The sequence below is a fragment of the Streptomyces sp. PKU-EA00015 genome, assembly GCF_013387495.1.
Taxonomy (GTDB): Bacteria; Actinomycetota; Actinomycetes; order Streptomycetales; family Streptomycetaceae; genus Streptomyces.
In genome coordinates, this window is record NZ_JABZEE010000049.1 from 99,259 (window position 1) to 123,507 (window position 24,249).

Genomic DNA, 24,249 nt, shown 5'->3' on the forward strand with positions numbered 1-24,249 from the left:
ATTCATCATGTGGACTCTGCCCTCCGCGCGCGGCCGTGCCGCTGCCCTCGCCGCGCTGATCACCGTCGGGACGGTGAGCGCCGGCGACGCCGTCGCCCGCACCTTCCCCTTCGGACCGCGCACCCGCAGCGTGAACGACCTCGGCAACCAGTTCGTCCCGTTCCACGCCCACCTGTGGGACCTGCTCCACGGACGCGCCGACGGCGGTGTGCTGCTCAACTGGCATTCGGGCTACGGCACCAGCGCGCTGCCCGACCTCGGCACGTATCTGACGAGCCCCTTCTCCCTGCTCGTCGGCCTCTTCCCGCGGGACGGGATCGATCTGGCCGTCTACGTCGTGACGCTCGTCAAGACGGCCGCCGCAGCCGCTGCCATGACCTGGTTGCTCACCGCCCTGCACAAGGGCCACGGGCGCCGGTGGATGGCGGGCGTGCTCGGCGCCTCGTACGCCCTGTGCGGCTGGTCGGTCGTGGAGGCGTCGTACAACCCCATGTGGCTGGACGGTCTGATCGCCTTCCCGCTGCTGTGCCTGGTCGGCGAGTGGGCGCGCAGGGGCAGGAGGCCGCTGCTCGGCCCGGTGATCGTCGCGCTCGCGTGGATCGCCAACTTCTACACCGCGTACATGGCCACGCTCGGCGCCGCGCTGGTGCTCCTCGCCCGGCTGCTGCTGGAGGACACGCAGGCGCGGGAGAGGATACGGGTCCTGCTGCGCGCCGCATGGACGGTGCTGCTGGGGATCGGCCTGTCCGCCCCGGTTCTGCTCCCCGTGTTCCTCGGCTCGAAGCACGCCTACCCGGGGTGGACGAAGGAGTTCGCGCCGGCCGGCTGGACGGACGTGTTCGCCCGGACACTGCCGGCGACGTACAGCTTCTTCACCCCCGCCGTCTTCGTCGGCGGCGGGGCACTGCTGCTGGCCGGCGGCCTCGCGTTCAACCGGTCCGTGCCGAGGCGCGAGAGACGGTTGTGGACGGCGCTCACCGTCGCGGTCGCCGTCTCGCTCCAGTGGGGCCCGACGCACCTGGTGTGGCACGCCTTCGCCACGCCGAACGGCAGCCCCTACCGGCAGACCTTCGTCCTCGCGGGCATCGTCGTCATCGCCGCCTGGACCTGTCTGTCGCGCGGCTGGCCGGGACGGCGGACCCTGCTCGGGGGCGGCGCCGTCGTGGCCGTGATCGCGCTCGGCGCAAGCACCAGCGAACTGGTCACCGGCCCGGCGTACCTGCTGTTCGCCGCGGGGCTGGCCGCCGTGCTCGGCGGTCTGCTGCTCGCCGCGCGGGGCCGGGCCGTGGCGGTGGCCGCGGTCCTGCTCACCGGTGCGCTCGCCGGCCAGGCCGCGGCGACGACCGCGTACGCCGACCGCGAGCGCCCGGCCAGACTCGACGACTACCCGCCGTGGGGCGCGTCGCACAGCGAGCGGGCGGCGGCCGTCGCCGCCGCCGACGGCTGGCCCGGCTACCGCACGGACCCCGGGCGCACGCAGCTCACCGGCAACGACCCGATCCTGCTGGGCGGCCAGGGCGCCTCGTACTACAGCAGTCACACGCCCGACGTCCTGACGCGCACGCTGGCGGCGCTCGGCGGCGGCTGGACGTCCAACGGCCGCAGTCTGCAGTCCCTGGACAATCCGGTCACGGACGCCGTCTTCTCTGTCGGGGCCCGGCTGCGGACCGCCCCCGGACACAAGCCGCAGGTGATCCGGCAGGAGACCGCCCCGCTCGTGACGGTGCGGCCGGCCGGCGCCGAACCGCACTACGGCGCCTCGCCGCTGCGCAACCAGGAACTGCTGCTGGGCGCGAAGGTCTACGAATCCCCGGTCGCGGGCGCCTGTCGCGTCGGCACCGACGTGTTCCTGTGGGCGCCCGACCACACGGGGACGGCCCGAGTCGGCGACGGCCCCGCGGTGGAGCTGCGCGGCGGACAGCCCAAGCGCCGGGCGGCGCTCACCCCGCTCGGCACGGTCACCGAGCCGGGCGCCCGCGTCGTCTTCGGCGGCGAGGCACCGCGTGACGCGAGCATCGGCTGCCTGGACCGCGACCGGCTGAAGGCCGCGGTCGCCGGTCTCACGAGGACCGGCGCCGTGCGGGTGGCCGTCACGGACAGCGGCGTCACGGCCGAGCTGCCGCCGGGCACGAAGGGCACAGCCGTGCTCGCCGCGCCGCGGATCGCGGGCTGGAGCTGCGAGGGACGCCCGGCGGACTCGTACCTGGGGCTGGTCGCCGTGCCGCTGGACGGCACGACCTCGACCGTCACCTGCTCGTTCCGGCCTCCGGGCCTGGTGGCGGGGTCCGCAGCGGGTGCGGGTGCGCTGGTCGCGCTGGCCGTCACCGTCCTGCTCGTCAGGCGGCGAGCGGGCGCGGGAGCCGGCCGCCGGGAGGCGTGAGCGCCGGGTGGCGGTGCCCCCGCGCGGGGCGTCACCTCCGCTCGACCTGGAATCGGAAGGTCCTTCACGGCCGCGACATCAAGACTTCACCTGCGCAGCATCAGCCCTTGGTGGGGCCGGGGGCCGTTCACGCGTACGTTCCCGGGCATGCCCTTTGTGCCCAACCGTTTGACGAAGCGAGTCCTGCGCCCCGCCCTCACGCTGGTCGAACCGCGCGTGAGATGGGGCGTGGAGCGTGTGACCAAAACCCTGCGGGACGACGTGGACTCCCTGCGCAGAGAGGTCGCGGAGATGCGCACCCGGCAGTACGCGCTGGGTCTGCTCCTCGACAGCACAGGCAGGGGGACGCACCGGATGCCGACGCCCGGCGCGATCGACACCCTGGTGCGCCAGATAGAGCAGGTGAGCGGCGGCAGCGAGCACGCACGCCGCAGCGTCGTCGTCGCCTACCGCACGGTGGTCGCCCAGGAGGCGCTCGGCGTGGGCAGGCTTGCGGGCTCCACGTCCAACGTGTGCGGAAAGCTCGCCACGGTCCCCCTGCTGTCCCCGCCCAACGGGAACATCCTCGAGATCGGCACGCTCTACGGGCAGTTCGCCTCCGCCCTGATGCGGATGCTGCACCGGGCCGGCACCCGGCCCGACCTGACGATCGTCGACCCGCTGGCCGGCTCCCAGCTCCAGCCGGGCACCACCCACCACGCGGACCCGACGGGTACGCCCGTCCAGGAGGACGTCGTGCGGGCCAACCTGGCGCTGGCCGGCAGCCCGGAGGCGTACGCGTCGAGGATCGAGCGGGGCTTCTCGTCCGACCCCGACGTGCGCGAGGCCGTCTCCGACCGTGAGTACGGGGTGATCATCGTGGACGGCGACCACTCCGAGGACGGGGTGCGGGCCGACCTGGAGTGGGTCGAGGAGATCGCCGCTCCCGGCGGGATCGTGGTGCTCGACGACTACGGGGACAAGAAGTGGCCCGGCGTGCAGGACGCCCTGGACAAGCACCTGGCGGCCGGCACGTCCCGGCTGCGGATGCTGGGCAGGGTCTCGACGTCGGCCTATCTGCGGGCGAGCTGACACCGCGCGCCCACGGGCGGCCCCGCTGCCGGTGACGGCGGCGGGGCCGCCTTCCGTCTCAGCCCGTGCGGAACTGCTGTTGCCGCTCCAGTGCGCGCCGCAGCTCGGCCGGGAGCTGGTGGTACGGACCGTACGCGCGCTCGGCGTCGAGCAGGAGCGCCTGGAACTGGTGCCGGGCGGCCGTGTGGTCGCCGACCGCCAGCAGCAGGTGGCCGATGCGGTGGCGGACCTGGAGCGCGCGGTCGGCGTCGGCGCTCTCGTAGTACGGCAGGACCGCGCGGTACTCGGTGAGCGCGGCGGCCGGCTCGCCGAGCTGCTCCAGGCACTGGGCCGCGTCGAAGCGGTACTGCAGGGTCTGCGGGTCCAACGGGCCCGCCTCCGCCGTGCGGTCGTCGGCGAGGCGGCGCAGCTCGGGCAGCGCGCGGCGGTACTGGCCGTCGTCCATCAGCGTCGCCGCGTACTGCTTGCGCAGGATCCGCACCACGGGCGAGTGCTCCCCGTGCTCGGCGGCGGCGGCCGGGAGGATGCCGCCGAGGATGTCCACCGCCTGGGTGATGCTGCCCTCGCCGAGCAGGCGCTTGACCTCGTCGACGGCCGCGGCCACGTCCGGCCGGGGCGCGGGCGCCACCGGCGGTGCCGCCGGGGACGGGATGCTCACCCGGTCCGGCCAGGGCGCGTGCGGGCGCAGGAAGGGGCGGGTGGGGTCCAGCGGCCCGGCCGGCGCGCCGCGCACGGGCAGCAGGGGCGCCAGCGCCTCGTACACCTCCTGGGCGCCGGACGGCCGGTGCTGCGGGTCCTTGGACAGCAGGCGCAGGACCAGTGCCTCGAGCGGCTCCGGGACCTCGGGGCGGACCTGGCGGACCGGCAGCGGCGGCTCGTACAGATGGCGGTGCAGGACGCCGAGGGCGGTCGAACCCGCGAACGGCACGTTCCCGATGAGCAGTTCGTGCAGGAGCACGCCGAGGGCGTACAGATCGGTGTACGGGCCGACCGCGCCGCCCATCGCCTGCTCGGGAGCCATGTAGGCGGGGCTGCCGATCGGCGAACCGGTGTGGGTGAGACGGGTGGTGTCCGTGTCGATGACGGAGGCGACACCGAGGTCGAGCACGGTGACCGTGCCGTCCGGCTTCACCATCACGTTGCGGGGCTTGAGGTCGCGATGGACGATCGGCACGGCGTGCACCGCGCCGAGTACCGCGCACAGCTGGGCGGCGACGGAGACGGCCCACTCCCAGGGGTAGGGGTCGTGCTCGGCGAGATGGTCCGCGAGGTCCGCGCCCTCCACGTACTGCATGACGAGGTACAGGTCGTCGCCGTCGCTTCCCGCGTCGTGGACGGTGACGAGACCGGGGTGGGAGACCTGGGCCGTGACCCGGCACTCCCGCACGAAGCGGCGGCGCATGTCGTCGGCGGCGGTGCCGGCGGCCATGTGGTCGGGCCGCAGCAGCTTGACGGCCACACGGCGGTCGAGGCGGGTGTCGTACGCCGTCCAGACCTGACCCATGCCGCCCTGCCCGATGAGCGCGGACAGCTCGTAACGGCCCGCGATCACACGGCCGTTCATCTGTCCTTCTCCTTGCGGAGCAGGTCGCTGAGCTCGTCGAGCTCGGCGCGGACCTGATCGATACGGGGGTTGCCTTCGGCAACGGAGGGACGTGAGGGCGGCGCCGGGTGCGGCGCGGGCCGGGGCGCGGCTTGGGGCTGGGGCGCGGCTTGCGGCTGCGGCGCGGGCTGGGGCTGCGCGTGGAGCGGCGGCGCTGCGTAGGGGGAGCCGTGGGTGGGGGCGGTCGAGGGGGGCGGACAGCCGTATCCGAACTGCGGCTGCGGGTGGGGGCCGTGGTACGCCTGCGGCCGGGTCGCGAAGTGCTTGGTCTCGGCGAACAGGTAGTACGTGACCACCAGGACCCCGATGGCGAGCAGCACGGCGATGGCCACGTTCGACCGGGGCAGCTCGAGGTCAGCGGTCGGGTCCGACATCACCAGGCCGAAGCAGACCGCCACCGCGAGCAAGGTCGCCGCGAACAGTGCCCAGTCCCGCGGGCGGCGCGTGACCACCGCGAGCCGCAGCATGGTGGCCCATGACAGCAGCCCACAGCTGATCATCGGCATCAGCGCGAAGAGCACGCGCAGCACGATCACCGAGGCGGAGACCTCCCGCGGGGGCTGCGGCGGCGCATAGCCGGGGCCGTGCATGAATGCTCCTGGATGGCTGGAAACACACTGGTCGGTGTCGAGCGTATACACCGACACCGACAACGGCCCCGGGGTTGTACGGAACCGTTGTCGAACCCGTCACTCCGGCCGCACGGTGCCGTCCGTCAGCCCGTCGTACAGGCCCTGCACCAGCTGTTCGCCCAGCCTGTTCGCGAGCCGCAGCGCGTCCTCGAACTCGGCCAGCGCCCGGAAGCGGGCCCCGTAGCGCTGCTGGTCCGCGAGCGGGAGGCGCGGCAGTTGGAGGCGGCGCACGTCGAGGCGGGTCGCGGTCGACGCGTAGCTGCTGGCCTGGCGCTGGTTGGCGCTGCCGCGCAGGAAGCCCGCGAGGAACCAGGGGTCGAGCGCGGCCGGGTCCGGGCGCAGCAGTTGGAGGTTGCGGCCGAGGGCCGCGCCCGCCGCGGCGTCGTCGGCCACGCGCACGACCGTGCCGCCGCCGAGCACGGGGACGACGACGTCGCCCGCCTCGACCAGCACGGGCTCCTCCTCGGGGCCGTCGGGCAGGCTCCCGGAGGGTGGCCTGCCCGCCAGGACGTCCTGCTCGGTGAGGACCGCCACGGGGGCGCCGGCCGGAGCGGCGCCCGGTCCTCCGGCACGCAGGACGAGAGCGCCCGCGCGGGCGAGCTCGCCCACGGTGGTGGACGGCCAGTGCGCGGGGGCGGCCGGGGGCTGCTCGACGGGCGGGGGCGTGAGCTCGCCGGTGCGCCGCAGGGTCTCCGTCAGCCGGTCGCGCACGGCGCCCAGTTCGGCGGTGCCGCCGCCCGCGGCCGGGGGCGGCAGGTGACGGGCGGGGGCCAGGTCCACGTCGTCGTCGAGGAGTTCGATGACGGGGACGGGCCTGCTCACGCCGGGGTTCTCCGTGGCGGAGCCGTTCCGTTCGAACGGCAGCCACGCCTCCAGCACCGTGTCCTGTACGGCGGGCCAGTCGAGCCTGTCGCGGCCCGCCGCCGTCGCCTGGTCGGTGGCCGCGGCGTCGACGAGGAGCAGGTCGGGCGAGGGCCGGTCGGTGGCGCCGGGCCTGCGCAGCACCCACAGGTGGAGCGGGATGCCGTACGGGGGTGCCGCCCCGGCGGGCAGGGCGATGACGGCGCGCAGGGCGCCGCGGCGCAGCAGCCCGGCGCGGATGCGGCGGCCGGAGCGGCGGGAAGCGGCGGCCGGGGGCATCAGAAGGACCGCGGTGCCGCCGGGGCGGAGGCGGGCGAGCGCGTGCTGGACCCAGGCCAGCTCCGATTCCGTACGCGCGGGGAAGCCGTACTCCCAGCGGGGGTCGTAGGCGAGTTCGTCGTGGCCCCAGTTGCGCTCGTTGAACGGCGGGTGGCACAGCACGGCGTCCGCGCCGAGATCTCCGAACGCGTCCGCGCGCAGGGCGTCCCCGGCCGCCGCCCGTACGTCGGCGTCGGTGTTCAGGGCGAGCCGCAGGGCCGTGAGGGCGGCCAGGTCGGGGTCCGCCTCCTGGGCGTACAGCGCGGCGGGCCGCTCGACGGCGCGCAGCAGTGCGCCGGTGCCGCAGGCCGGGTCGAGGACGCGGCGGGCGGGGCCGGCGAGAGCGGCCATGAGCGCGGCGGGGCCGGGCGGGGTGAGCGTGTACTGCCGGGGATTCGCGTCGAGGTGACGGCCGAGCAGGAACTCGAACGCCTGGCGGGCCCCGGTCTCCGCGGCGAGCTCCGCGACGCCGCGCAGCATCAGCGCGGAGGGGACGAGTTCCTCCGCGAGCGGTGTCCGCACGGCGCGCGGGGCGCCGAATCGCAGGCTCAGCACCTCCTCCAGCGCGCCGGGCAGCACCTCGGCGAGGCGAGTGTCGGAGACCGCCGAGAGCTCCAGCCAGCCGGCCGGCCTGTCGCGTACGAGAAGGAGCGCGCAGCCGGCGTGCACCAGGGCGGTGACGGCGCCGGAGGGGTGGCCCGCCAGTTGCTGCCAGACCCGTTCGCGCAGCGGGACCTCGGCCAGTTTCCCCTGGTCGCGCAGCCACTGCTCGACATCGGCGAGGGCGAAGGAGGGGCTGGTCTCGGTGCCGCCGACGGGCTTCGGGAAGTCGGCGTGCCGGCGCCGCCAGTTGCTCACGGCGGCACGGCCCACTCCCGCGAGCCGGGCGATTCCGGCGGCGGTCACCTCTGCTGCGTTGTCCGGCACCCGGCTGGCTCCCCTCGACCTGTTCCGGCGGCGCACCGGCGGCTGTCGCGCGCCCCGGCGGGCCGGTCTGCCCAGCGGGGTGGTCCGGCGACCGTCCGCGCGGGCGGTTCCGATGCTGTGGCGGTGATCCTACCCGCCTTCACGGCCGACCTCGATTCACATGACGACCCCGGCGTGAATGAGATTTCTTGTTGACCCGGTTCACAAGCTCTGCTCTTATTGACCCATCGGAACACGGATCCGACTCCACGGGTCCGGCCACAACTTTCGGGGGGTACACCCATGTCGCAGTCCGCTCAGCAGCCCGAGGCGCCGCACGGCGCCTGGACGTACGGCGCTCCCGGCGCACCCGCCCCGGTGCGCAACGGGCTCGGCACGGCCGCCCTGGTGCTCGGCATCATCGGCGCCGTCACCGGATTCGTCCCGCTGCTCTTCTGGCTCGGCGGCCTCCTCGGCCTGCTCGCCCTGGTCCTGGGCCTGCTGGGCCGGGGCCGCGCCAAGCGCGGGGAGGCCACCAACAAGGGCGCCGCGACGGCCGGAGCGATCCTGGGTCTGATCGCGATGATCGTGGGCGTGGTGATCGGGATCGCCACGGTGAAGGCCGTGGACGACGCGGTCGACGACCTGAACAAGACCGCCGGGAACACCGCTCCGAAGGACCCGTCCAAGAAGGACAGGGACGGGAAGAACGCGAAGGCCGAGGTGCTCGCCGCCGGCGAGAGCATCGTCTACGACGACGACCTGACGGTCACCGTCTCCGCGCCCGAGCCGTTCACCCCCGGCGAGTACGCCGTCGGCCACACCAAGGGCAACAAGGCCCACCAGGTCACGATCACCATCGAGAACGCCGGCAAGAAGAAGTTCGACTCGACCCTCGTCACGGTCACGGCCCGCGCGGGCAAGGACGGTGTGAGCGCCGAGCAGATCTTCGACGACAAGGCAGGACAGGGCTTCGACAGCACGATCCTGCCCGGCAAGAAGGCCACGGTGACCTACGCCTTCGACACCCCGGCAAACGCGAAGAACCTCACGGTCGAGGTCGTCCCCGACGTCTGGTACGACGCCTCGCAGTGGGACCTGGCGCTCTGAGCCGGTCCCCGGCCCCTGCTCCCGCCACCGCGCGGGACGGGGCCGCCCCGGGCGGCCGGCTTCCCTGACCGGCGCCCGCCGCGCACCCCGGCCGCCGGGCGCCCCCGACGCCCCACCGGACCCCAGCACCCCCTTCCACCCCTGCCTCGGAGAACCTCCATGCCTGCCACCGCTCCCCGCCGGTTCACGCACCTCGTCCGTGCCGCGCTCTGCGCCGGCGTCGCGCTCGCCGCGACGGCCTGCGGCCCCTTCTCGGGGGCTTCCGACGAGGCGGACGGGCCCTTCCCCGGGATGTCCGGACCGGAGATCGCCGACAAGGCCGCCAAGGCGACCACGAAGGCGACGTCCCTGACCGTCGACTTCGCCGGCGACACGACCGACGGAAACATCAAGGCCTACATGGCGATCGACTCCAAAGGCGACTGCAAGGGGACGATCACCATGGGCGGCACCGGGACCGCCGAGCTGGTGCGCGCCGGCGACACGGCCTACATGCGCTTCGACGAGGCGTTCCTGCGCAGCCAGAACGAGGGCGGCACGGCCGAGGAGAACGCGGAGGTCCTGAAGATGCTCAAGGGCCGCTGGCTGAAGGAGGAAGCGTCCTCGCCCGAGGCGAAGGAGCAGCTGCAGTTCTGCGAACTGGACACGTTCCTGGGCGAGTTCCGTGAGGGCTTCTCCCTGATGCGGCGCGGCGAGACCAGCACGCTGCAGGGGAAGCAGGTGGTCGTCCTCACCCAGAAGGACGGGGACGCGAGCTACAAGTTCTACGTCGCCGCCGAGGGCGAGCCGTACGTGCTGAAGGTGGAGCAGAAGGGCGGCGAGGAGCCGGGCACGATGACGTTCACGGACTTCAACAAGCCCCTGGGGGCGATCAAGCCGGCCGCCAAGGACGTCATCGACCTGCACAAGACCAGGCCGAAGCAGTGAGCGCCGAGGGTGAACGACCGGGGAGGCCGCGGAGGGGCGGCCTCCCCGGCCGCCGTGCATGCATGCCCCGGCAGCCGGGCCGGCTCCCAGGACGGGCGTCGTCACCGGCAACGCGGGCCCGCGGGCGCGGAGGAGCGGGGGCGAGCGGGGGCGAGCGGGGGCGGGGGCACGAGCGCCGCCGCGCGGGTGTCACACGCCGTGGCGCACCCAGACGTTCGGCTCCACGTACACGGCGTAGCCGCGCTCGGCCTCGACGTGCACCGGGACCAGCGCACCCGGGACCTCGACCTCGCCGGTGGTGTCGAAGGGCAGTCCCGTCCACTTCCGCCACTCCGCGGTCGAACCGGACACCGTCATCGACGCGTGCGCCACCTTCTCGACCACACCGCCCGCGCGGACGTGGACGCGCAGCCAGGGGTCGTGCGGAAGGCCGTCCGACGGGCGGGTACGGAAGGCGTACTCGTCGATGGACGCGGCCGGTTCGGCGCTCTTCGCGCTCGGCCGCACCGGCGCTATCAGCTCGGCGAAGCCGAGTCGGCGCACGTTGTCCCGCAGTGCGGCCAGCATCTGCCCGGATATGCCCTGCCCCTGCCGGTCCGTGGCCACCGTGATCTCGATCGCGCTGACGACGTCCGGCTTGCGGCCGTGCCGCAGATCGGAGAACGCCCAGAGCATCACCTGGTCCCAGCCCCGATCGGGCAACTCGCGCCGTCCGTCGGCGTCCAGGGCCAGCGGCACGCTGAACGCACGTGCCACGACCCGGCCCTCCGGGTCGGTCGCGACCAGCACGTAGTCCGGCAGCTCCGCGACGATCCGCCCGATGTTGGCCCAGCCCACCGGGTCATGGGTGACGAACTCGTCCCAGGTGTCGAGCATCTGCCACATGGGGCCCTGGAGTTCGGGGCGTTCGGCGAGGGTCGTGATCACGAGATTCATGCCCGCAGGCTAACGACCGCCGTGTCCTCGCCCCACCGGTTTGTTCCGGCGCGCTGCGGCCGCCCCCACGGTCGCCTCCCCGCCGTCGTGCCTGGAGTCAGCCACCGCACTGACGCAGCATCGCCCTCTTGTCGGCCGCCGTCACGGGCAGTTCGTACGCCGTCGACACCTGGGCGAAGCGCACGGCGTAGGAGCAGCGGACGCGCTTGTGGGGCGGCAGCCAGGAGGCCGGCCCCGAGTCGCCCTTGGCGCTGTTCGCGCGGCCCTCGACCGGCAGCAGATTCAGCGGGTCGTTCGCGAGGCGCCGCCGCTTGGCTTCGTCCCAGCGGGCCGCCCCCATCTGCCAGCTGTACGACAGCGGCACGACGTGGTCTATCTGCACCTCGGCCGCCCGGCGCTTGCGCCACTCGATGGTCCTGCCGGTGTACGGGTCGGCCAGCGTCATGCGCACCACCACGCATTCGGAGCCCGAGCGGTGGGCTATGTCGTGACCGTCGCGGGCGAGCAGGTCGTTGCGGGTGTCGCAGCCGTTCCGGGCGAACGGCACGCCGTCCGCCGTGTCCAGCCACGCGTAGCCGAACTCGTCCCGGTCGTAACCGGTCCTGGGCCCCCGCCCCTTGGTGGCCAGCGCTGCGATGATCTCGCGGGCGTCCGCCCGCTCGCGGTCGGTGGTGAGGGCGCCGAGACCGGGCCGGGTCCCCTCGGGGTTGTCGAGGGGACTGGTGCCGGGGGAGGCATCCCGGGCGTCGGCGCCGGGCCGGGCTCCGGTGCCGTCGCATCCGGCGAGCACGACGACGGCCAGCAGCGCGGCCCCTCCGGCGAACGTCCCGTGTCTTGTCACGCCGGTACGCTACCGGGCCCGGGGACCGCGCGGACGGCGGAGTGCGCGGATGCGGGCCCGGCTGTCAGACCTTCCCGATCCCGAGCGTGTTCTGCGCGGGCAGCAGGCCCGTGCCGAGCGCCGCGAGCCAGTAGGGTCCGAGCAGTTCGGACAGGCGCGTGGTGTCGTCGGGGCCGAGGGCCCGCCACGGCGCGGCGACCGTCTCGTCCGTACGCCGCTCGATCTCGGCGCGCAGGGCGCGTCCTTCGGTGGTGGCCGTGCCGTCGTGGTCCACCAGCCCGCGCGCGGCGAGCCGTTCGCGTCCGGCGCGCCACTCGGCCTCGCTCCAGCCCCGACCGGCGAAGGTCTCGACAGGAGCGGCGCCGACGCCGGCGAAGGAGACCAGCGACTCGACCGGGTCGAGTCCGGCGGTCAGCAGGGCGGCGATGTGCCCGTCACCGCGGTGCTCGCGCAGGATCGTGGCGGCCTGCCACAGGACGAGGTGCGGCTCGTCGGCCCAGGGCAGCGCGGCGTTGGCGGCGGCGAGGGGCCGGCCGGCGCCGTCGGCGGCCTCTGCGGCGCGGCGGGCGAGCGCGGCAGCCTCGCCGAGGGCGGGCGTGCCGATGGCGTCCGTGAGGACGTCGCGGTACATGCGGTCGACGGCGCGCAGCCGTGCCGCGAGGACGTCGCCCGGCGCGGCGGTCCGCCAGGCGGCGGGCACGTACCGGGCCACCATCCGCGGGCTGAAGCTGTGGAACGCGGAGGAGACCTGTGCGGTCCCCGCCTCGCCCAGGGGTGCGGCGCGCCAGGCGAAGTAGCTGGGCCAGCGCTCGTCGGTGTCGTAGCCGAGGGCCGCGGCCTCCTCGAAGGCCGGCGGCGCGTAGTACAGCAGGGCGTGCAGGGGCTCCAGCAGATGCCACATCTGCCGTACGCGCCCGAGTTCGTCGGTCATGACGCCTCCTCCCGTCACCTGCCTTGTCTAGCCACTGCCTAGATTGCTCCCGAGCGGGTAACTTGTCAATGACTAGATTCCGCGTAGCCTGGACTCATGCGTGAGCGCACCTACCACCACGGCGATCTGCGGCGGGCGGTCCTGGCGGCGGCCCTCGACGTCATCTCCGCCGAGGGCCCCGCCGCACTCAGCCTGCGCGACCTCGCCCGCCGGGCGGGCGTCTCCCATGCGGCGCCCGCCCACCACTTCAAGGACCGGGCCGGCCTGCTCACGGCGATCGCGGCCGAGGGCTACGCGCTGCTGGCCGACGCGCTCGCCCAGGCACCGGACTTGCGCGAACGGGGCGTGGCGTACGTCCGCTTCGCCCTCGCGCACCCCGCGCACTTCCAGGTCATGTTCCAGCCGGACCTCTACCGCACCGGCGACCCGGGCCTGCTGGCCGCCAAGGAACGCGCCTCGGCCGAGCTGCGCGCCGGCATCACCACGCTCGGCACGACCCCGGACCCCCGCACCGCCGGCATCGCGGCCTGGTCCCTGGCACACGGTTTCGCGACGCTGCTGCTCACCCACAACCTGACCGCCCCGCTCGACGACCGTGATCCGGAGGAGATGTTCCGCACTCTCACCGGCCTGCTGTTCACACCGGAGATGCGCCAAGTCCCCCGGGAATAACCGGAGTCGACCGCCACTTGAAGGTGTTCGCAACCAACGCGACGCACCTTCGCGACCGGCTGACGCACCTTCGCGATCGGCTTCGGAACGAGCAACGGGCGGGGACCGCATGAGATCCACGAACTCCATACGGTGGCGGCGCACGGGCATCGCCCTGCTGGCAGCGGCCGGCCTCACCGCACTGCCGGTCGCCGACGGGCAGGGCACAGCCGGGGGATCGGGCGCCGTCGCGGCCGAGCACCCCGCAGATGCCGGCGCGGCCGATCGCAACGCCGGTGCGTGGCGGGGCGCCTGGGCCGCCTCACCGCAGGCACCGGCGGCGCCCTTCGGCCCCAACTGGTCGACGCGGGGCTTCTCGGACCACACGGTCCGACAGGTGGTCCGCGTCTCGACCGGCGGCACCAGGGCGCGTATCGAACTCTCCAACCGCTACGGCACCACCCCGCTGCGGATCACCGGAGCGACGGTGGCCCGCACGGCCGAGGGCGGTGCGGTCCGGCCCGGCTCCCTGCGACAGCTCTCCTTCGGCAAGGGGCGGTCCGTCACCATTCCGGCGGGCGGCACGGCACTCAGCGACGGGGTGCCGTTCACGGTACGGGCGCTGGAGTCCGTGACGGTCACGCTGTACCTGGCCGAGGAGACCGGCCCGGCCACCTTCCACCACTTCGCCGGAGCGACGAGCTACCGGGCCGGCGGCGACCACCGTGCCGATGTCGGCGGCTCGGCGTTCACGGAGACCAGCACCTCCTGGTACTACCTCTCCGGAGTCGAGATCACCGGCGTTCGGACGGCACGCCGGGACGGCGTGGTGACGTTCGGCGACTCCATCACCGACGGGGTCGGCGGCACGAACGACGTGAACAACCGCTACCCCGACGAGCTGGCCGAGCGTTTCGCCGCCGCCGGGAAGCCCCGCAGCGTCCTCAACCACGGGATCGGCGGCAACCAGGTCACCAACGACACGACCTGGGCCGGCGAGAAGGGCATCGCCCGCTTCAAGAAGGACGTGCTCACCGAGCCCGGCGTGCGCACGGTCATCGTGCTGGAAGGCATCAATGACATCGGGGGGAACAGCTGGACGGACGGCCCCACCCCCGAGGTGTCGGTCGAGCAGCTGATCGAGGGCCACCGCTCACTGATCCGCCAGGCGCACGCCAAGGGCATCAAGGTGGTCGGCGCGACCCTGACACCGATCAAGGGCTCCTTCTACGGCACCCCGGAGAACGAGGCCAAGCGGGACGCGTTCAACCACTGGATCCGCACCTCCGGCGAGTACGACGCCGTCGTCGACTTCGACCGCGCCGTGGCCGACCCCGCCGACCCCGACCGCATCCTCCCGGCCTACGACTCGGGCGACCACCTGCACCCGGGCGACGCCGGCTACCGGGCGATGGCCGAGGCCCTGGAGCTCGACGAGCTCTGACGCGTGCGGGCGCCCGGGACCGATGCCCCCGGGCGCCCGTCCGTTACGACCCCAGGATCGTCGTCAGGAACTCGCCCGTCCACGCCAGCAGTTCGCGGCCCACCACCGGCTTTCCGCCGATCTTGCCCGTCGTCGGGCGCGGGACCAGGATCTGGCGGGCGGCCGGCTTGATCACCGTGCGCGGGTACAGCCGCTTCAGCCTCAGCTCCTGCGACTCGCGCAATTCCACGGGCGCAAAACGGATGTTGGGCCCCTGGAGCACGATCTCGCCGACGCCGCACGCCCGCGCCAGCATCCGCAGGCCCGCCACCAGCAGCAGGTTCTCGACGGGCTCCGGCAGCTTGCCGTAGCGGTCGGTGAGCTCCTCGCGGACCGCCTTGACGTCCTCCTCCGAGTTGGCGGAGGCGATCGCGCGGTACGCCTGGAGCCGCAGCCGCTCGCCCGGCGCGTAGTCGTGCGGGACGTGCGCGTCGACCGGCAGCTCGATCTTGACCTCCAGCGGCGGCTCCTCCTCCACACCGCCCTCCAGCGAGGCCCGGTAGTCCGCGACGGCCTCGCCGACCATCCGCACGTACAGGTCGAAGCCGACGCCCGCGATATGGCCGGACTGCTCGCCGCCGAGCAGGTTGCCCGCGCCGCGGATCTCCAGGTCCTTCATGGCGACGTACATGCCGGCGCCCATCTCGGTGTGCTGGGCGATCGTCGCGAGGCGCTCGTGCGCCGTCTCCGTGAGCGGCTTCTCCGGCGGGTAGAGGAAGTACGCGTAACCCCGCTCGCGGCCGCGGCCGACGCGGCCGCGCAGCTGGTGCAGCTGGGAGAGGCCGAAGTTGTCGCCGCGCTCCACGATGAGGGTGTTGGCATTGGAGATGTCGATGCCGGACTCGACGATCGTGGTCGACACGAGCACGTCGAACTTCTTCTCCCAGAAGTCCACGACCACCTGCTCCAGGGCGCTCTCGCCCATCTGGCCGTGGGCCGTGGCGATCCGGGCCTCGGGCACGATCTCCCGCAGCCGCGCGGCCGCCCGGTCGATCGACTCGACGCGGTTGTGGATGTAGAAGACCTGGCCCTCGCGCAGCAGTTCGCGCCGCACGGCCGCGCCGATCTGCTTCTCCTCGTACGGGCCGACGAAGGTCAGCACCGGGTGCCGCTCCTCCGGAGGCGTCGTGATGGTCGACATCTCGCGGATGCCCGTGACCGCCATCTCCAGGGTCCGCGGAATGGGCGTGGCGGACATGGTCAGCACGTCCACGTTGGCGCGGAGCTTCTTCAGCTGCTCCTTGTGCTCGACGCCGAAGCGCTGCTCCTCGTCGACGATGACCAGCCCCAGGTCCTTGAACTTCGTCTCGGACGAGAAGAGCCGGTGCGTGCCGATGACGATGTCGACGGAACCGTCCCGCAGTCCCTCCAGCGTCGCCCTGGCCTCCCCGTCCGACTGGAAACGGGACAATGCGCGCGTGACGACGGGGAATTGCGAGTAGCGCTCGGAGAACGTGCCGAAGTGCTGCTGCACCAGCAGTGTCGTCGGGACGAGGACCGCGACCTGCTTGCCGTCCTGCACCGCCTTGAAGGCGGCCCGCACCGCGATCTCCGTCTTTCCGTAGCCGACGTCGCCGCAGACCAGGCGGTCCATGGGGACCGTCTTCTCCATGTCCTCCTTGACCTCGGCGATCGTGGACAGCTGGTCGGGCGTCTCCACGTACGCGAAGGCGTCCTCCAGCTCCCGCTGCCAGGGCGTGTCGGGACCGAAGGCGTGGCCGGGGGCGGCCATCCGGGCCGAGTACAGCTTGATGAGGTCGGCGGCGATCTCCTTGACCGCCTTCTTGGCGCGCGCCTTGGTCTTCGTCCAGTCCGCGCCGCCGAGCCGGTGCAGTGTCGGCGCCTCGCCGCCCACGTACTTGGTGACCTGCTCCAGCTGGTCGGTGGGGATGTAGAGCCGGTCGCCGGGCTGGCCGCGCTTGGCCGGGGCGTACTCGACGAGCAGGTACTCGCGGGTCGCGCCCTGCACGGTGCGCTGCACCATCTCGATGTAGCGGCCGACGCCGTGCTGTTCGTGGACGATGTAGTCCCCGGTCTCCAGCGTGAGCGGGTCGATGGTCTTGCGGCGCCGGGTCGGCATCCGCTGGCCGTCCTTGCCGGCCGCCTTCTGGCCGGACAGGTCGGTCTCGGTGAGGACGGCGAGCCGGAGCGCCGGATCGACGAACCCGTGGTCGATGGAGCCGCAGGCGACATGGACGACGGACGGCGAGATCTCGGCGAGGTCCGCTTCGAGGCGGGCCGCGATGCCCTCGCCGCCCAGCACCTCGACGGTGCGGGAGGCCGGCCCGTGCGCCTCGGTGACGTAGACCGTGCGCCAGCCGTCGGCCAGCCAGCCCTTGGTGTCGGCGAGCGCCCGGGCGGTGTCGCCGCGGTACGTCTCCGGGGCGTGCATGCCCAGCTTGAGCGTGTCCTCGTCGAGGTCGGCGTCGGCGGCGAACGGGGACACCGACCACCACATCATGCCGAGCTCGCGGGCCCGGTCCCGCACGTCCGCGATGCCCCACAGCGAGGCCGCGCCGAGGTCGATGGGGGCCTCCCCTCCCCCCGCGGTCGCCGCCCACGACGCCTGGAGGAACTCCTGACTCGTCGCGACGAGATCGGCGGCCCTCGTCCGCACCCGCTCCGGGTCGCACACGACGGCCATGGCGCCCTTCGGCAGGACGTCCAGCAGCAGCTCCATGTCGTCGACGAGCACGGGGGCCAGGGACTCCATGCCCTCGACCGCGATGCCCTCGGCGATCTTGCCGAGCAGCTCCCCGAGCTCCGGGTGCGCCTCGGCGAGCGCCGCGGCCCGCCGCCGTACGTCGTCGGTCAGCAGCAGCTCGCGGCACGGCGGCGCCCACAGCCCGTGCTCGGCGACCTCCAGCGAGCGCTGGTCGGCGACCTTGAAGTAACGGATCTCCTCGACGTCGTCGCCCCAGAACTCCACCCGCAGGGGGTGCTCCTCGGTCGGCGGGAAGACGTCCAGGATGCCGCCGCGCACGGCGAACTCGCCGCGCTTCTCGACCAGTTCGACCCGGGAGTACGCCGCGGCGGCGAGGCCCTCCACGACCTCGTTCAGATCGGCCTGCCAACCGGTGCGCAGCTCCACGGGCTCCAGGTCGCCGAGGCCCTTGACCTGCGGCTGCAGCACGGAGCGCACAGGCGCGACGACGACCTGGACGGGGCCTGCCGCCGGGTCGTCGGGCGAGGGGTGCGCGAGGCGGCGCAGCACGGCGAGGCGGCGGCCGACCGTGTCGGAACGGGGCGACAGCCGCTCGTGCGGCAGCGTCTCCCAGGAGGGGTACTCGACGACGCCCTCACCGGGCAGCAGCGAGCGCAGCGCAGCGGCCAGGTCCTCGGCCTCGCGGCCGGTCGCGGTGACGGCCAGCACGGGCCTGCCCGCCTCGCGGGCGAGGGCGGCCACGGCGAAGGGCCGCGCGGCGGGCGGCCCCACCAGATCGACGTGCGTCCGGTGACCGTCCCCGGCCGCCTTGACCGCTTCGGCGAGCGCCGGGTCACGTACGACGGCATCCAGCAGACCGTGCAGGCTCATGAAGGGCTTTCCGTCCAGGAGGACCGGGAGGATCCCCGGAATGGGCAACGCGATGCGCCCGACACGTCTGGGGTTCCCCATGTCGAAGACCAGGGGCGTGCCGGGGGTCTCCAGCGTACGACGGCGGTACGACACCCGCGTCCCGATCCCAGCGCCGCCGGCCGGGAGCCGGAACTTCTCCGGTCCGGGTGTCAACCGGATGCGGTCCGCCGGGCGTACAGGCAGTGAGACCTGTCCGAACCCGGACGCGTCCGACCGACCGGGAGCCGCATTGACCGTCGAGGAGTTCGAGGAGTTCTACGCTCACTCCCTCAAACCGCTGGTGGGACAGCTCTACCTGATGACGGGGGACCTGCACGAGGCCCAGGACGTGGTCCAGGAGGCGTTCGTACGGGCCTGGGCGCGCCGTTCCCGGCTCTCCCGCGACGCGGGGCCCGAGGCGTGGATCCGTACGGTCGCCTGGAGGCTCGCGGTCAGCCGGTGGCGCAGGCGCGGGCGGTCCGACGAGGCGTGGCGCAGGCGGCACGGCGGCGCGCCGCCGACGGCTCCCGAACCGGAACCGGGGACGGTCGTCCTGGTGGACGCGCTGCGCGGGCTGTCGGACCGGCAGCGGCGGGTCGCCGTCCTGCACTACGTCTGCGATCTCACTGTCGAGCAGGTGGCGGCCGAGACCGGCCTGTCCTCCGGGACGGTCAAGACTCACCTCTCCCGCGCACGGGCCGCACTGCGGCCCCGGCTCACCGCCGAGGAGGACCACGGTGTCTGAGTTCCCCAGGGGTTTCCGGGACGACGAGGCCCTCGGCGACGCGCTCAAACGGGCGGCCGCGGCCGGGGCGGGCGGGATCGTGCCCGAACCGGTCGCCAAGATCGCCGAGCGAGGGGCGCGGCGGCGCCGCCGTCGCCATGCCCTGGTCGCGGCCTGCGCCGTGTGCGTGCTGGCCGGGGCGGGGGCGTTCGCCGGGCTGCGGCTCGCGTCGGACGGCCCCGCGCCGCCGGCGGCGCCGCCCTCGTCGGAGCTGCCTTCACCGATCGGGCCGGACCTGCCCGGCAGTCCCTCCCCCACGCCCACTGTTGCGCCCGGCGCGTCCTCGTCGATGCCCTCCTGACCCGAAGAGGTTCACCCGCCATGCACGGAGCTCTCCTCGCCACGCCCGAGAACGCGATGCCCGGTCCCGGCACCGCGCCCGCCGTGCCCGCGCGGCGCCGGAACCGCTCGCCGCACGCCCTCGCGCTCGCGCTCTTCGTCGCCTACACGGCCGTCTCGGTGCTGCGGCACCGCCGTATGGAGACCCTCTCCTGGGATCTGGGCATCTTCGAGCAGGCGATCCGCGCCTACTCCCGCCTCCAGGCGCCCATCGCCGACCTGAAGGGACCGGGCACCCACATACTGGGCGACCACTTCAGCCCCGTGACCGCTCTGCTGGCCCCCGCGTACCGGCTCTTCCCCTCCCCCGTCACCCTGCTCGTCGCCCAGTCGGCGCTCTTCGCGCTCTCCGCCGTTCCCGTCGCCCGCGCGGCCGGCCGTCTGCTCGGACGCGCCTGCGGGCTCGCGGTCGCCGTCGCCTACGGACTGTCGTGGGGCATCCAGCGCGCGGTCGACTTCGACTTCCACGAGATCTGCTTCGCGGTCCCCCTCATCGCGTTCTCGCTGGAGGCCCTCCTGCGCGGACGGTGGCGCGCCGCCCTGATGTGCGCGGTGCCCCTGGTACTGGTCAAGGAGGACCTGGGCCTGACCGCCGCGGCGATCGGGCTCGTCGTGGCCTGGCGCGCCCGCCGGGCGGCGCCGCGCAGCGCCCTGTGCGGGCTCGGGCTCGCCGCCTTCGGCACGGCGGCCACCCTGCTGACGCTCACCGTCGTCATACCGGCCTTCAACACCACGGGCGGCTACGACTACTGGGCCAAGATCGACGGCGGTCTGTCCCCGTTCGCCGGCGCCGACGTCAAACTCCGCACGCTGGCCTGGCTGCTCCTCCCCACCGGCCTGATCGCCCTCCGTTCACCCCTGCTTCTCGTGGCCCTGCCCACGGTCGGCTGGCGCTTCCTGTCCGCCGACGACCACTACTGGTCCACGGACTGGCACTACAGCGCCGTGCTGATGCCGGTTCTCGCCCTCGCCCTCGCCGACGCGGTCCGCACGGCGGACCGCAGCCGCCGCCCGTGGCTACGGGCCTACGCGCACCGGCTGCCCGCCTGTGCGGCCGGCGCGGCACTCGCGCTCACCACCGCACTGCCGCTGTCGGCCCTGGCCGACCCCGCCGCCTACCGCAAGAGCGCGGCGGTGACGGCCGTCGAGGACCTGCTGGCCCGCATCCCCGACGGTGCGACGGTCGAGGCGAACGTCGGACCGATCAGCAGGCTCACCGGCCGCTGCCGGGTCCTGTGGGTGGGCAACGCACGAGGAACGACCCCGGACTTCATCGCCCTGGACAACCGCTCCGGATGGGCCGGTGACCCACTGGCGTACGCACGGCGGCTCCACCCCGAGGCGCGCTACCGCCAGGCCGGTGCGGCAAGCGGCTACGTCGTGCTGGAGCGCCGCGCCTGACACCCGCGCCGCCCGCCCCGACTCACCCGCGCACGGCGGCGGCCCCGAGCGTCCGTCGTGGACACCCGGGGCCGCCGCCTTCGTGCCGGGCCCGGACCCCCGTACCGGGCCCGCCGCCGCGCTACTCCGTGGCGATGGCGTTCAGCACGTTCATCCGGCCCGCGCGGAACGCCGGCACCAGCGCCGCGAACAGGCCCACGAACGCCGATGCCACGAAGACCGTGATGATCGTCGGCCACGGGATCTCCAGGACGCCCAGGCCCTCCAGCGCCAGCAGCTTCTGCGCCGAGGCGCCCCAGCCCATGCCCAGGCCGAGTCCGAGCAGCGCACCGAAGAGGGCGATGACGACCGACTCCAGACGGATCATGCGGCGCAGCTGGCGGCGCGAGAGGCCGATCGCGCGCATCAGGCCGATCTCCCGGGTCCGCTCGACCACCGACAGGGCGAGGGTGTTCACCACACCGAGGACCGCGACGATGATCGCGAGCGCCAGCAGGCCGTAGACGATGTTCAGCAGCTGGCCGATCTGGTCCTTGAGGTCCTGCTTGAAGTCGGTCTGGTTCTGCACCTTGTACTGCGGGTAGTGGGCCAGCGACTTCTTCAGGGCGGCGTAGGCCTCCTTCTCCTTGCCGTCCACCGCCTTGGCGAACATGATCAGGTTCTGGGGCATCCTGTCGGCCGGGACGTACCGGGCGGCGGTCGTGAGGTTCAGGTACATCGCGCCCTTGTCGACGTTCGTGTCGTCGGAGGTGATCGCGGCGACCTTCAGGTCCGCGCGCCGCCCGTTCTTGAACGCCACCTGGAGCGAGTCGCCGACCTCCACGCCGTGCTTCTTCGCGTAGTCGTCGCCGACGGACATCGCGTCCTTGCCGTACGCGGCCTTCAGCTCGCCCGCCACGGTCTCGCGGCGCAGGTCGTCGGCGTACGTCGGGTCGGCGGCGACCAGGTTCAGGTCCTCGAAGGCGCCGTCGGGGCCGGTGATCCTCGCCCGCACGGACCGGTACTCGGTGATGTGCGCGATGTCCGGCGCCTTCTCCAGCGCCTGCTGGGCCTTCGGCACGATCGCCCGGCCGTCGTTGGCCGAGGACTGCACGATGAAGTCCGCGCCGACCGACTTGTCCAGCTCCTGTGTCGCCGAGGCGACCATCGACGAGCCGACCACGGACAGGCAGGCCACCAGCGCGAGGCCGATCATCAGGGCGGCGCCGGTCGCTCCGGTCCGGCGCGGGTTGCGCAGCGCGTTGCGCTCCGCCATGCGTCCCACCGGGCCGAACATCCGCAGCACCAGGGCGCTGATCACCCGGACCACGACGCCCGCCAGCAGCGGGCCGATGACGATGAAGCCGATCAGGGACAGCACGACGCCCAGGCCGAGGAACATCGATCCCTCGCTCGCCTTGTCGGCCCGGGTGGCGACGACGAGCGCGGCCGCGCCGGCGCCCGTGAGGACGAGGCCGATGACGGCGCGGACCCGTCCGGCCCGGCCGTCCGCCGGGGTTCCGGCGTCGCGCAGCGCGGCCATCGGGGAGACCTTGCCGGCCCGGCGGGCCGGGACGTAGGCGGCGAGCACGGTCACGACGATGCGAGCACCAGGCCGACCGCGGGGGTCGTCCACTTCACGGTCAGGTCGTCGGTCGAGAGGTTCATGCCGACCGCGCCCATGAGCTTCATCAGCCCGACGGCCAGGCCCACACCGGCCGCGACGCCGGCGACGGAGCCGACCACGCCGAGCAGCACCGCCTCCACGAGCACGGAACGGTTGACCTGCCTGCGGCTGGAGCCGATCGCCCGCATCAGGCCGATCTCGCGGGTGCGCTGGGCGACCAGCATCGAGAAGGTGTTGACGATCAGGAAGATGCCGACGAGGAGCGCGATCCCGGCGAAGCCGAGCATCGCGTACTTCATCACGTCGAGGAAGGAGCTGACCTCCTCGCGGCCCGCGTCCGCCGCTTCCTTCGCGGTCTGCAGCTTGTACGGGGCGTCCAAGACGGCGGCCACGTTCTTCTTGAGCTGCTCGTCCGCCACGCCGGGCGCGGCGGTGACCAGGACATGCGTGAACTGCCCCTCCCTGCCGAGGAGTCCACGCTGGGCGGTCGCGGTGTCGAAGTAGACGACGGCCGCGCCGGGGTTGGTGACCTTGAAGGAGGCGATACCGGAGATCTTCGCGGTCAGGTCGCCGGTGACGGCGATCGTGCGCAGTTCGTCGCCGAGCTTCAGGCCGTGCTTGTCGGCGGTGTCGGCGTCGACCATCACCTCGGTGGGGCCACGGGGTGCGTGGCCGGAGGTGATCTCCATGGACTTGAGCTCGTTCTTCGTCCAGTTGGCGGCGATCGTCGGGGCTCCGCCGTCCGAGCCCATGTTCTTGTTGGCCGAGTCGACGACGGTCACGCTCATGCTCATGACCGCGCCCTCGGCGGAGGCGACACCCTCCGCGGAGGCGATCTCGTCGACGAGGGAGGCCGGCAGGGCCTCGGGCCTGCCGGCGGCCGGGCTCTCGTCGTCGCCGGAGCCCTTGGGGCTGACGGTGACGTCGGAGGCGGTCACGGCGAAGAGCTTGTCGAACGTGGTGTTCATGGTGTCGGTGAACACCAGCGTGCCCGACACGAAGGCCACGGACAGCAGCACCGCCACCGCGGACAGGGCCATGCGGCCCTTGTGCGCGAAGAAGTTGCGCAGGGAGGTCTTGAGGACGCTCATGACGTACGCCCCCGGGCGTCGAAGTCCTTCATGCGGTCGAGGACGGCGTCGGCGGTGGGCCGGAGCATCTCGTCGACGATGCGGCCGTCGGCGAGGTAGAGCACGCGGTCCGCGTAGGAGGCGGCGACCGGGTCGTGCGTGACCATCACGATGGTCTGGCCGAGTTCGTCGACGGAGCGGCGCAGGAAGCCGAGGACTTCGGCGCCCGCCCGCGAGTCGAGGTTCCCGGTCGGCTCGTCACCGAAGATGATCTCCGGCCGGGCGGCCAGCGCGCGGGCGACGGCGACGCGCTGCTGCTGGCCGCCGGACAGCTGGGTCGGCCGGTGCTTCAGCCGCTCCGCCAGGCCGACGGTCTCGACGACCCTGTTCAGCCAGGCGGCGTCCGGCTTACGGCCGGCGATGTCCATGGGGAGCGTGATGTTCTCCAGGGCGTTCAGCGTCGGCAGCAGGTTGAACGCCTGGAAGATGAACCCGATCCGGTCCCGGCGCAGCTGCGTCAGCTTCTTGTCCTTGAGGCCGGTGATCTCGGTGTCGTCGAGGAAGATCTGCCCGGAGGTGACGGTGTCGAGGCCGGCCAGGCAGTGCATCAGCGTCGACTTGCCCGAGCCGGACGGGCCCATGATGGCGGTGAACTGCCCGCGGGCGATGTCCACATCGACGTGGTCGAGCGCGACGACCCGGGTCTCCCCGGCGCCGTAAGCCTTGACGACCTGCCGCCCCCGTGCGGCGACGGCCGTGCGCCCTCCGGTCTCCCCGTGGGCGGGGGTGGTTACAGCCGTAGTCACGGTAGGTCTCCTAGCTGTGGGAAGTGACGACGTCCGA

General features: G+C 73.1%; 17 protein-coding genes and 1 pseudogene. 9 read left to right on the forward strand and 9 right to left on the reverse strand.

Annotated elements, in window-relative coordinates; genetic code table 11:
* Positions 1–7: 7 nt before the first annotated feature.
* On the forward strand, positions 8–2,380 hold the full coding sequence (locus HW130_RS27240) for a YfhO family protein (protein WP_177152375.1): 2,373 nt from the start codon (positions 8–10) through the stop codon (positions 2,378–2,380).
* Between the two features lie 147 nt (positions 2,381–2,527).
* Positions 2,528–3,451 (forward strand): class I SAM-dependent methyltransferase, encoded by a 924-nt coding sequence (locus HW130_RS27245; protein WP_177152376.1) that lies wholly within the window; start codon positions 2,528–2,530, stop codon positions 3,449–3,451.
* Between the two features lie 58 nt (positions 3,452–3,509).
* On the opposite strand, the gene HW130_RS27250 is transcribed toward HW130_RS27245, so the two are convergent.
* The 3 genes from HW130_RS27250 to HW130_RS27260 form a co-directional block, all read right to left on the reverse strand.
* Positions 3,510–5,015 (reverse strand): serine/threonine-protein kinase, encoded by a 1,506-nt coding sequence (locus HW130_RS27250; RefSeq protein WP_177152377.1) that lies wholly within the window; start codon positions 5,013–5,015, stop codon positions 3,510–3,512.
* Positions 5,012–5,644 (reverse strand): hypothetical protein, encoded by a 633-nt coding sequence (locus HW130_RS27255; protein ID WP_177152378.1) that lies wholly within the window; start codon positions 5,642–5,644, stop codon positions 5,012–5,014. Before HW130_RS27255 ends, HW130_RS27250 begins: the two co-directional genes overlap by 4 nt.
* A gap of 99 nt (positions 5,645–5,743) precedes the next feature.
* Positions 5,744–7,792, reverse strand: a complete 2,049-nt coding sequence (locus HW130_RS27260) for an N-6 DNA methylase (protein ID WP_177152379.1) — start codon at positions 7,790–7,792, stop codon at positions 5,744–5,746.
* A 282-nt stretch (positions 7,793–8,074) separates the two neighbouring features.
* Here HW130_RS27260 and HW130_RS27265 point away from each other — a divergent pair, with 282 nt between their 5' ends.
* Entirely contained in the window at positions 8,075–8,881 is an 807-nt protein-coding gene (locus HW130_RS27265; RefSeq protein ID WP_177152380.1) for a DUF4352 domain-containing protein, read from the forward strand.
* Between the two features lie 159 nt (positions 8,882–9,040).
* On the forward strand, positions 9,041–9,808 hold the full coding sequence (locus tag HW130_RS27270) for a hypothetical protein (protein ID WP_177152381.1): 768 nt from the start codon (positions 9,041–9,043) through the stop codon (positions 9,806–9,808).
* A 189-nt stretch (positions 9,809–9,997) separates the two neighbouring features.
* Here the strand turns inward: HW130_RS27270 and HW130_RS27275 are convergent, their stop codons facing one another.
* The 3 genes from HW130_RS27275 to HW130_RS27285 form a co-directional block, all read right to left on the reverse strand.
* Complete coding sequence (locus HW130_RS27275) at positions 9,998–10,744, reverse strand: N-acetyltransferase (RefSeq protein WP_177152382.1); 747 nt, start codon at positions 10,742–10,744, stop codon at positions 9,998–10,000.
* A 97-nt stretch (positions 10,745–10,841) separates the two neighbouring features.
* Positions 10,842–11,585 (reverse strand): HNH endonuclease family protein, encoded by a 744-nt coding sequence (locus HW130_RS27280; RefSeq protein WP_177152383.1) that lies wholly within the window; start codon positions 11,583–11,585, stop codon positions 10,842–10,844.
* Positions 11,586–11,649: 64 nt separating this feature from the next.
* On the reverse strand, positions 11,650–12,516 hold the full coding sequence (locus tag HW130_RS27285) for a hypothetical protein (RefSeq protein WP_177152384.1): 867 nt from the start codon (positions 12,514–12,516) through the stop codon (positions 11,650–11,652).
* Positions 12,517–12,612: 96 nt separating this feature from the next.
* Here HW130_RS27285 and HW130_RS27290 point away from each other — a divergent pair, with 96 nt between their 5' ends.
* Together HW130_RS27290 and HW130_RS27295 are read left to right on the forward strand one after the other, a co-directional pair.
* Positions 12,613–13,188, forward strand: coding sequence for a TetR/AcrR family transcriptional regulator (locus tag HW130_RS27290; RefSeq protein WP_177152385.1), 576 nt, complete (start codon positions 12,613–12,615; stop codon positions 13,186–13,188).
* A gap of 109 nt (positions 13,189–13,297) precedes the next feature.
* Positions 13,298–14,611, forward strand: coding sequence for an SGNH/GDSL hydrolase family protein (locus HW130_RS27295; protein WP_177152386.1), 1,314 nt, complete (start codon positions 13,298–13,300; stop codon positions 14,609–14,611).
* Positions 14,612–14,654: 43 nt separating this feature from the next.
* Here HW130_RS27295 and mfd read toward each other — a convergent pair whose 3' ends face one another.
* Positions 14,655–18,185, reverse strand: a complete 3,531-nt coding sequence (gene mfd, locus HW130_RS27300; RefSeq protein WP_177152387.1) for a transcription-repair coupling factor — start codon at positions 18,183–18,185, stop codon at positions 14,655–14,657.
* A gap of 271 nt (positions 18,186–18,456) precedes the next feature.
* Here mfd and HW130_RS27305 point away from each other — a divergent pair, with 271 nt between their 5' ends.
* From HW130_RS27305 to HW130_RS27315, 3 genes are read left to right on the forward strand one after another with little or no spacing between them, the layout of a single operon-like run.
* Positions 18,457–18,951, forward strand: a complete 495-nt coding sequence (locus tag HW130_RS27305; RefSeq protein WP_177152388.1) for a SigE family RNA polymerase sigma factor — start codon at positions 18,457–18,459, stop codon at positions 18,949–18,951.
* Complete coding sequence (gene cwsA, locus HW130_RS27310; protein ID WP_177152389.1) at positions 18,944–19,291, forward strand: cell wall synthesis protein CwsA; 348 nt, start codon at positions 18,944–18,946, stop codon at positions 19,289–19,291. Before HW130_RS27305 ends, cwsA begins: the two co-directional genes overlap by 8 nt.
* Positions 19,292–19,311: 20 nt before the next feature.
* Entirely contained in the window at positions 19,312–20,730 is a 1,419-nt protein-coding gene (locus tag HW130_RS27315) for a DUF2079 domain-containing protein (protein WP_177152390.1), read from the forward strand.
* A gap of 121 nt (positions 20,731–20,851) precedes the next feature.
* Here the strand turns inward: HW130_RS27315 and HW130_RS27320 are convergent.
* Positions 20,852–23,427: pseudogene (locus HW130_RS27320) on the reverse strand (ABC transporter permease).
* A complete protein-coding gene (locus tag HW130_RS27325) occupies positions 23,424–24,212 on the reverse strand; it encodes an ABC transporter ATP-binding protein (RefSeq protein WP_177152391.1) in 789 nt (262 codons plus the stop codon). The pseudogene HW130_RS27320 and the gene HW130_RS27325 overlap by 4 nt, the downstream one beginning before the upstream one ends.
* Between the last annotated feature and the right edge of the window lie 37 nt (positions 24,213–24,249).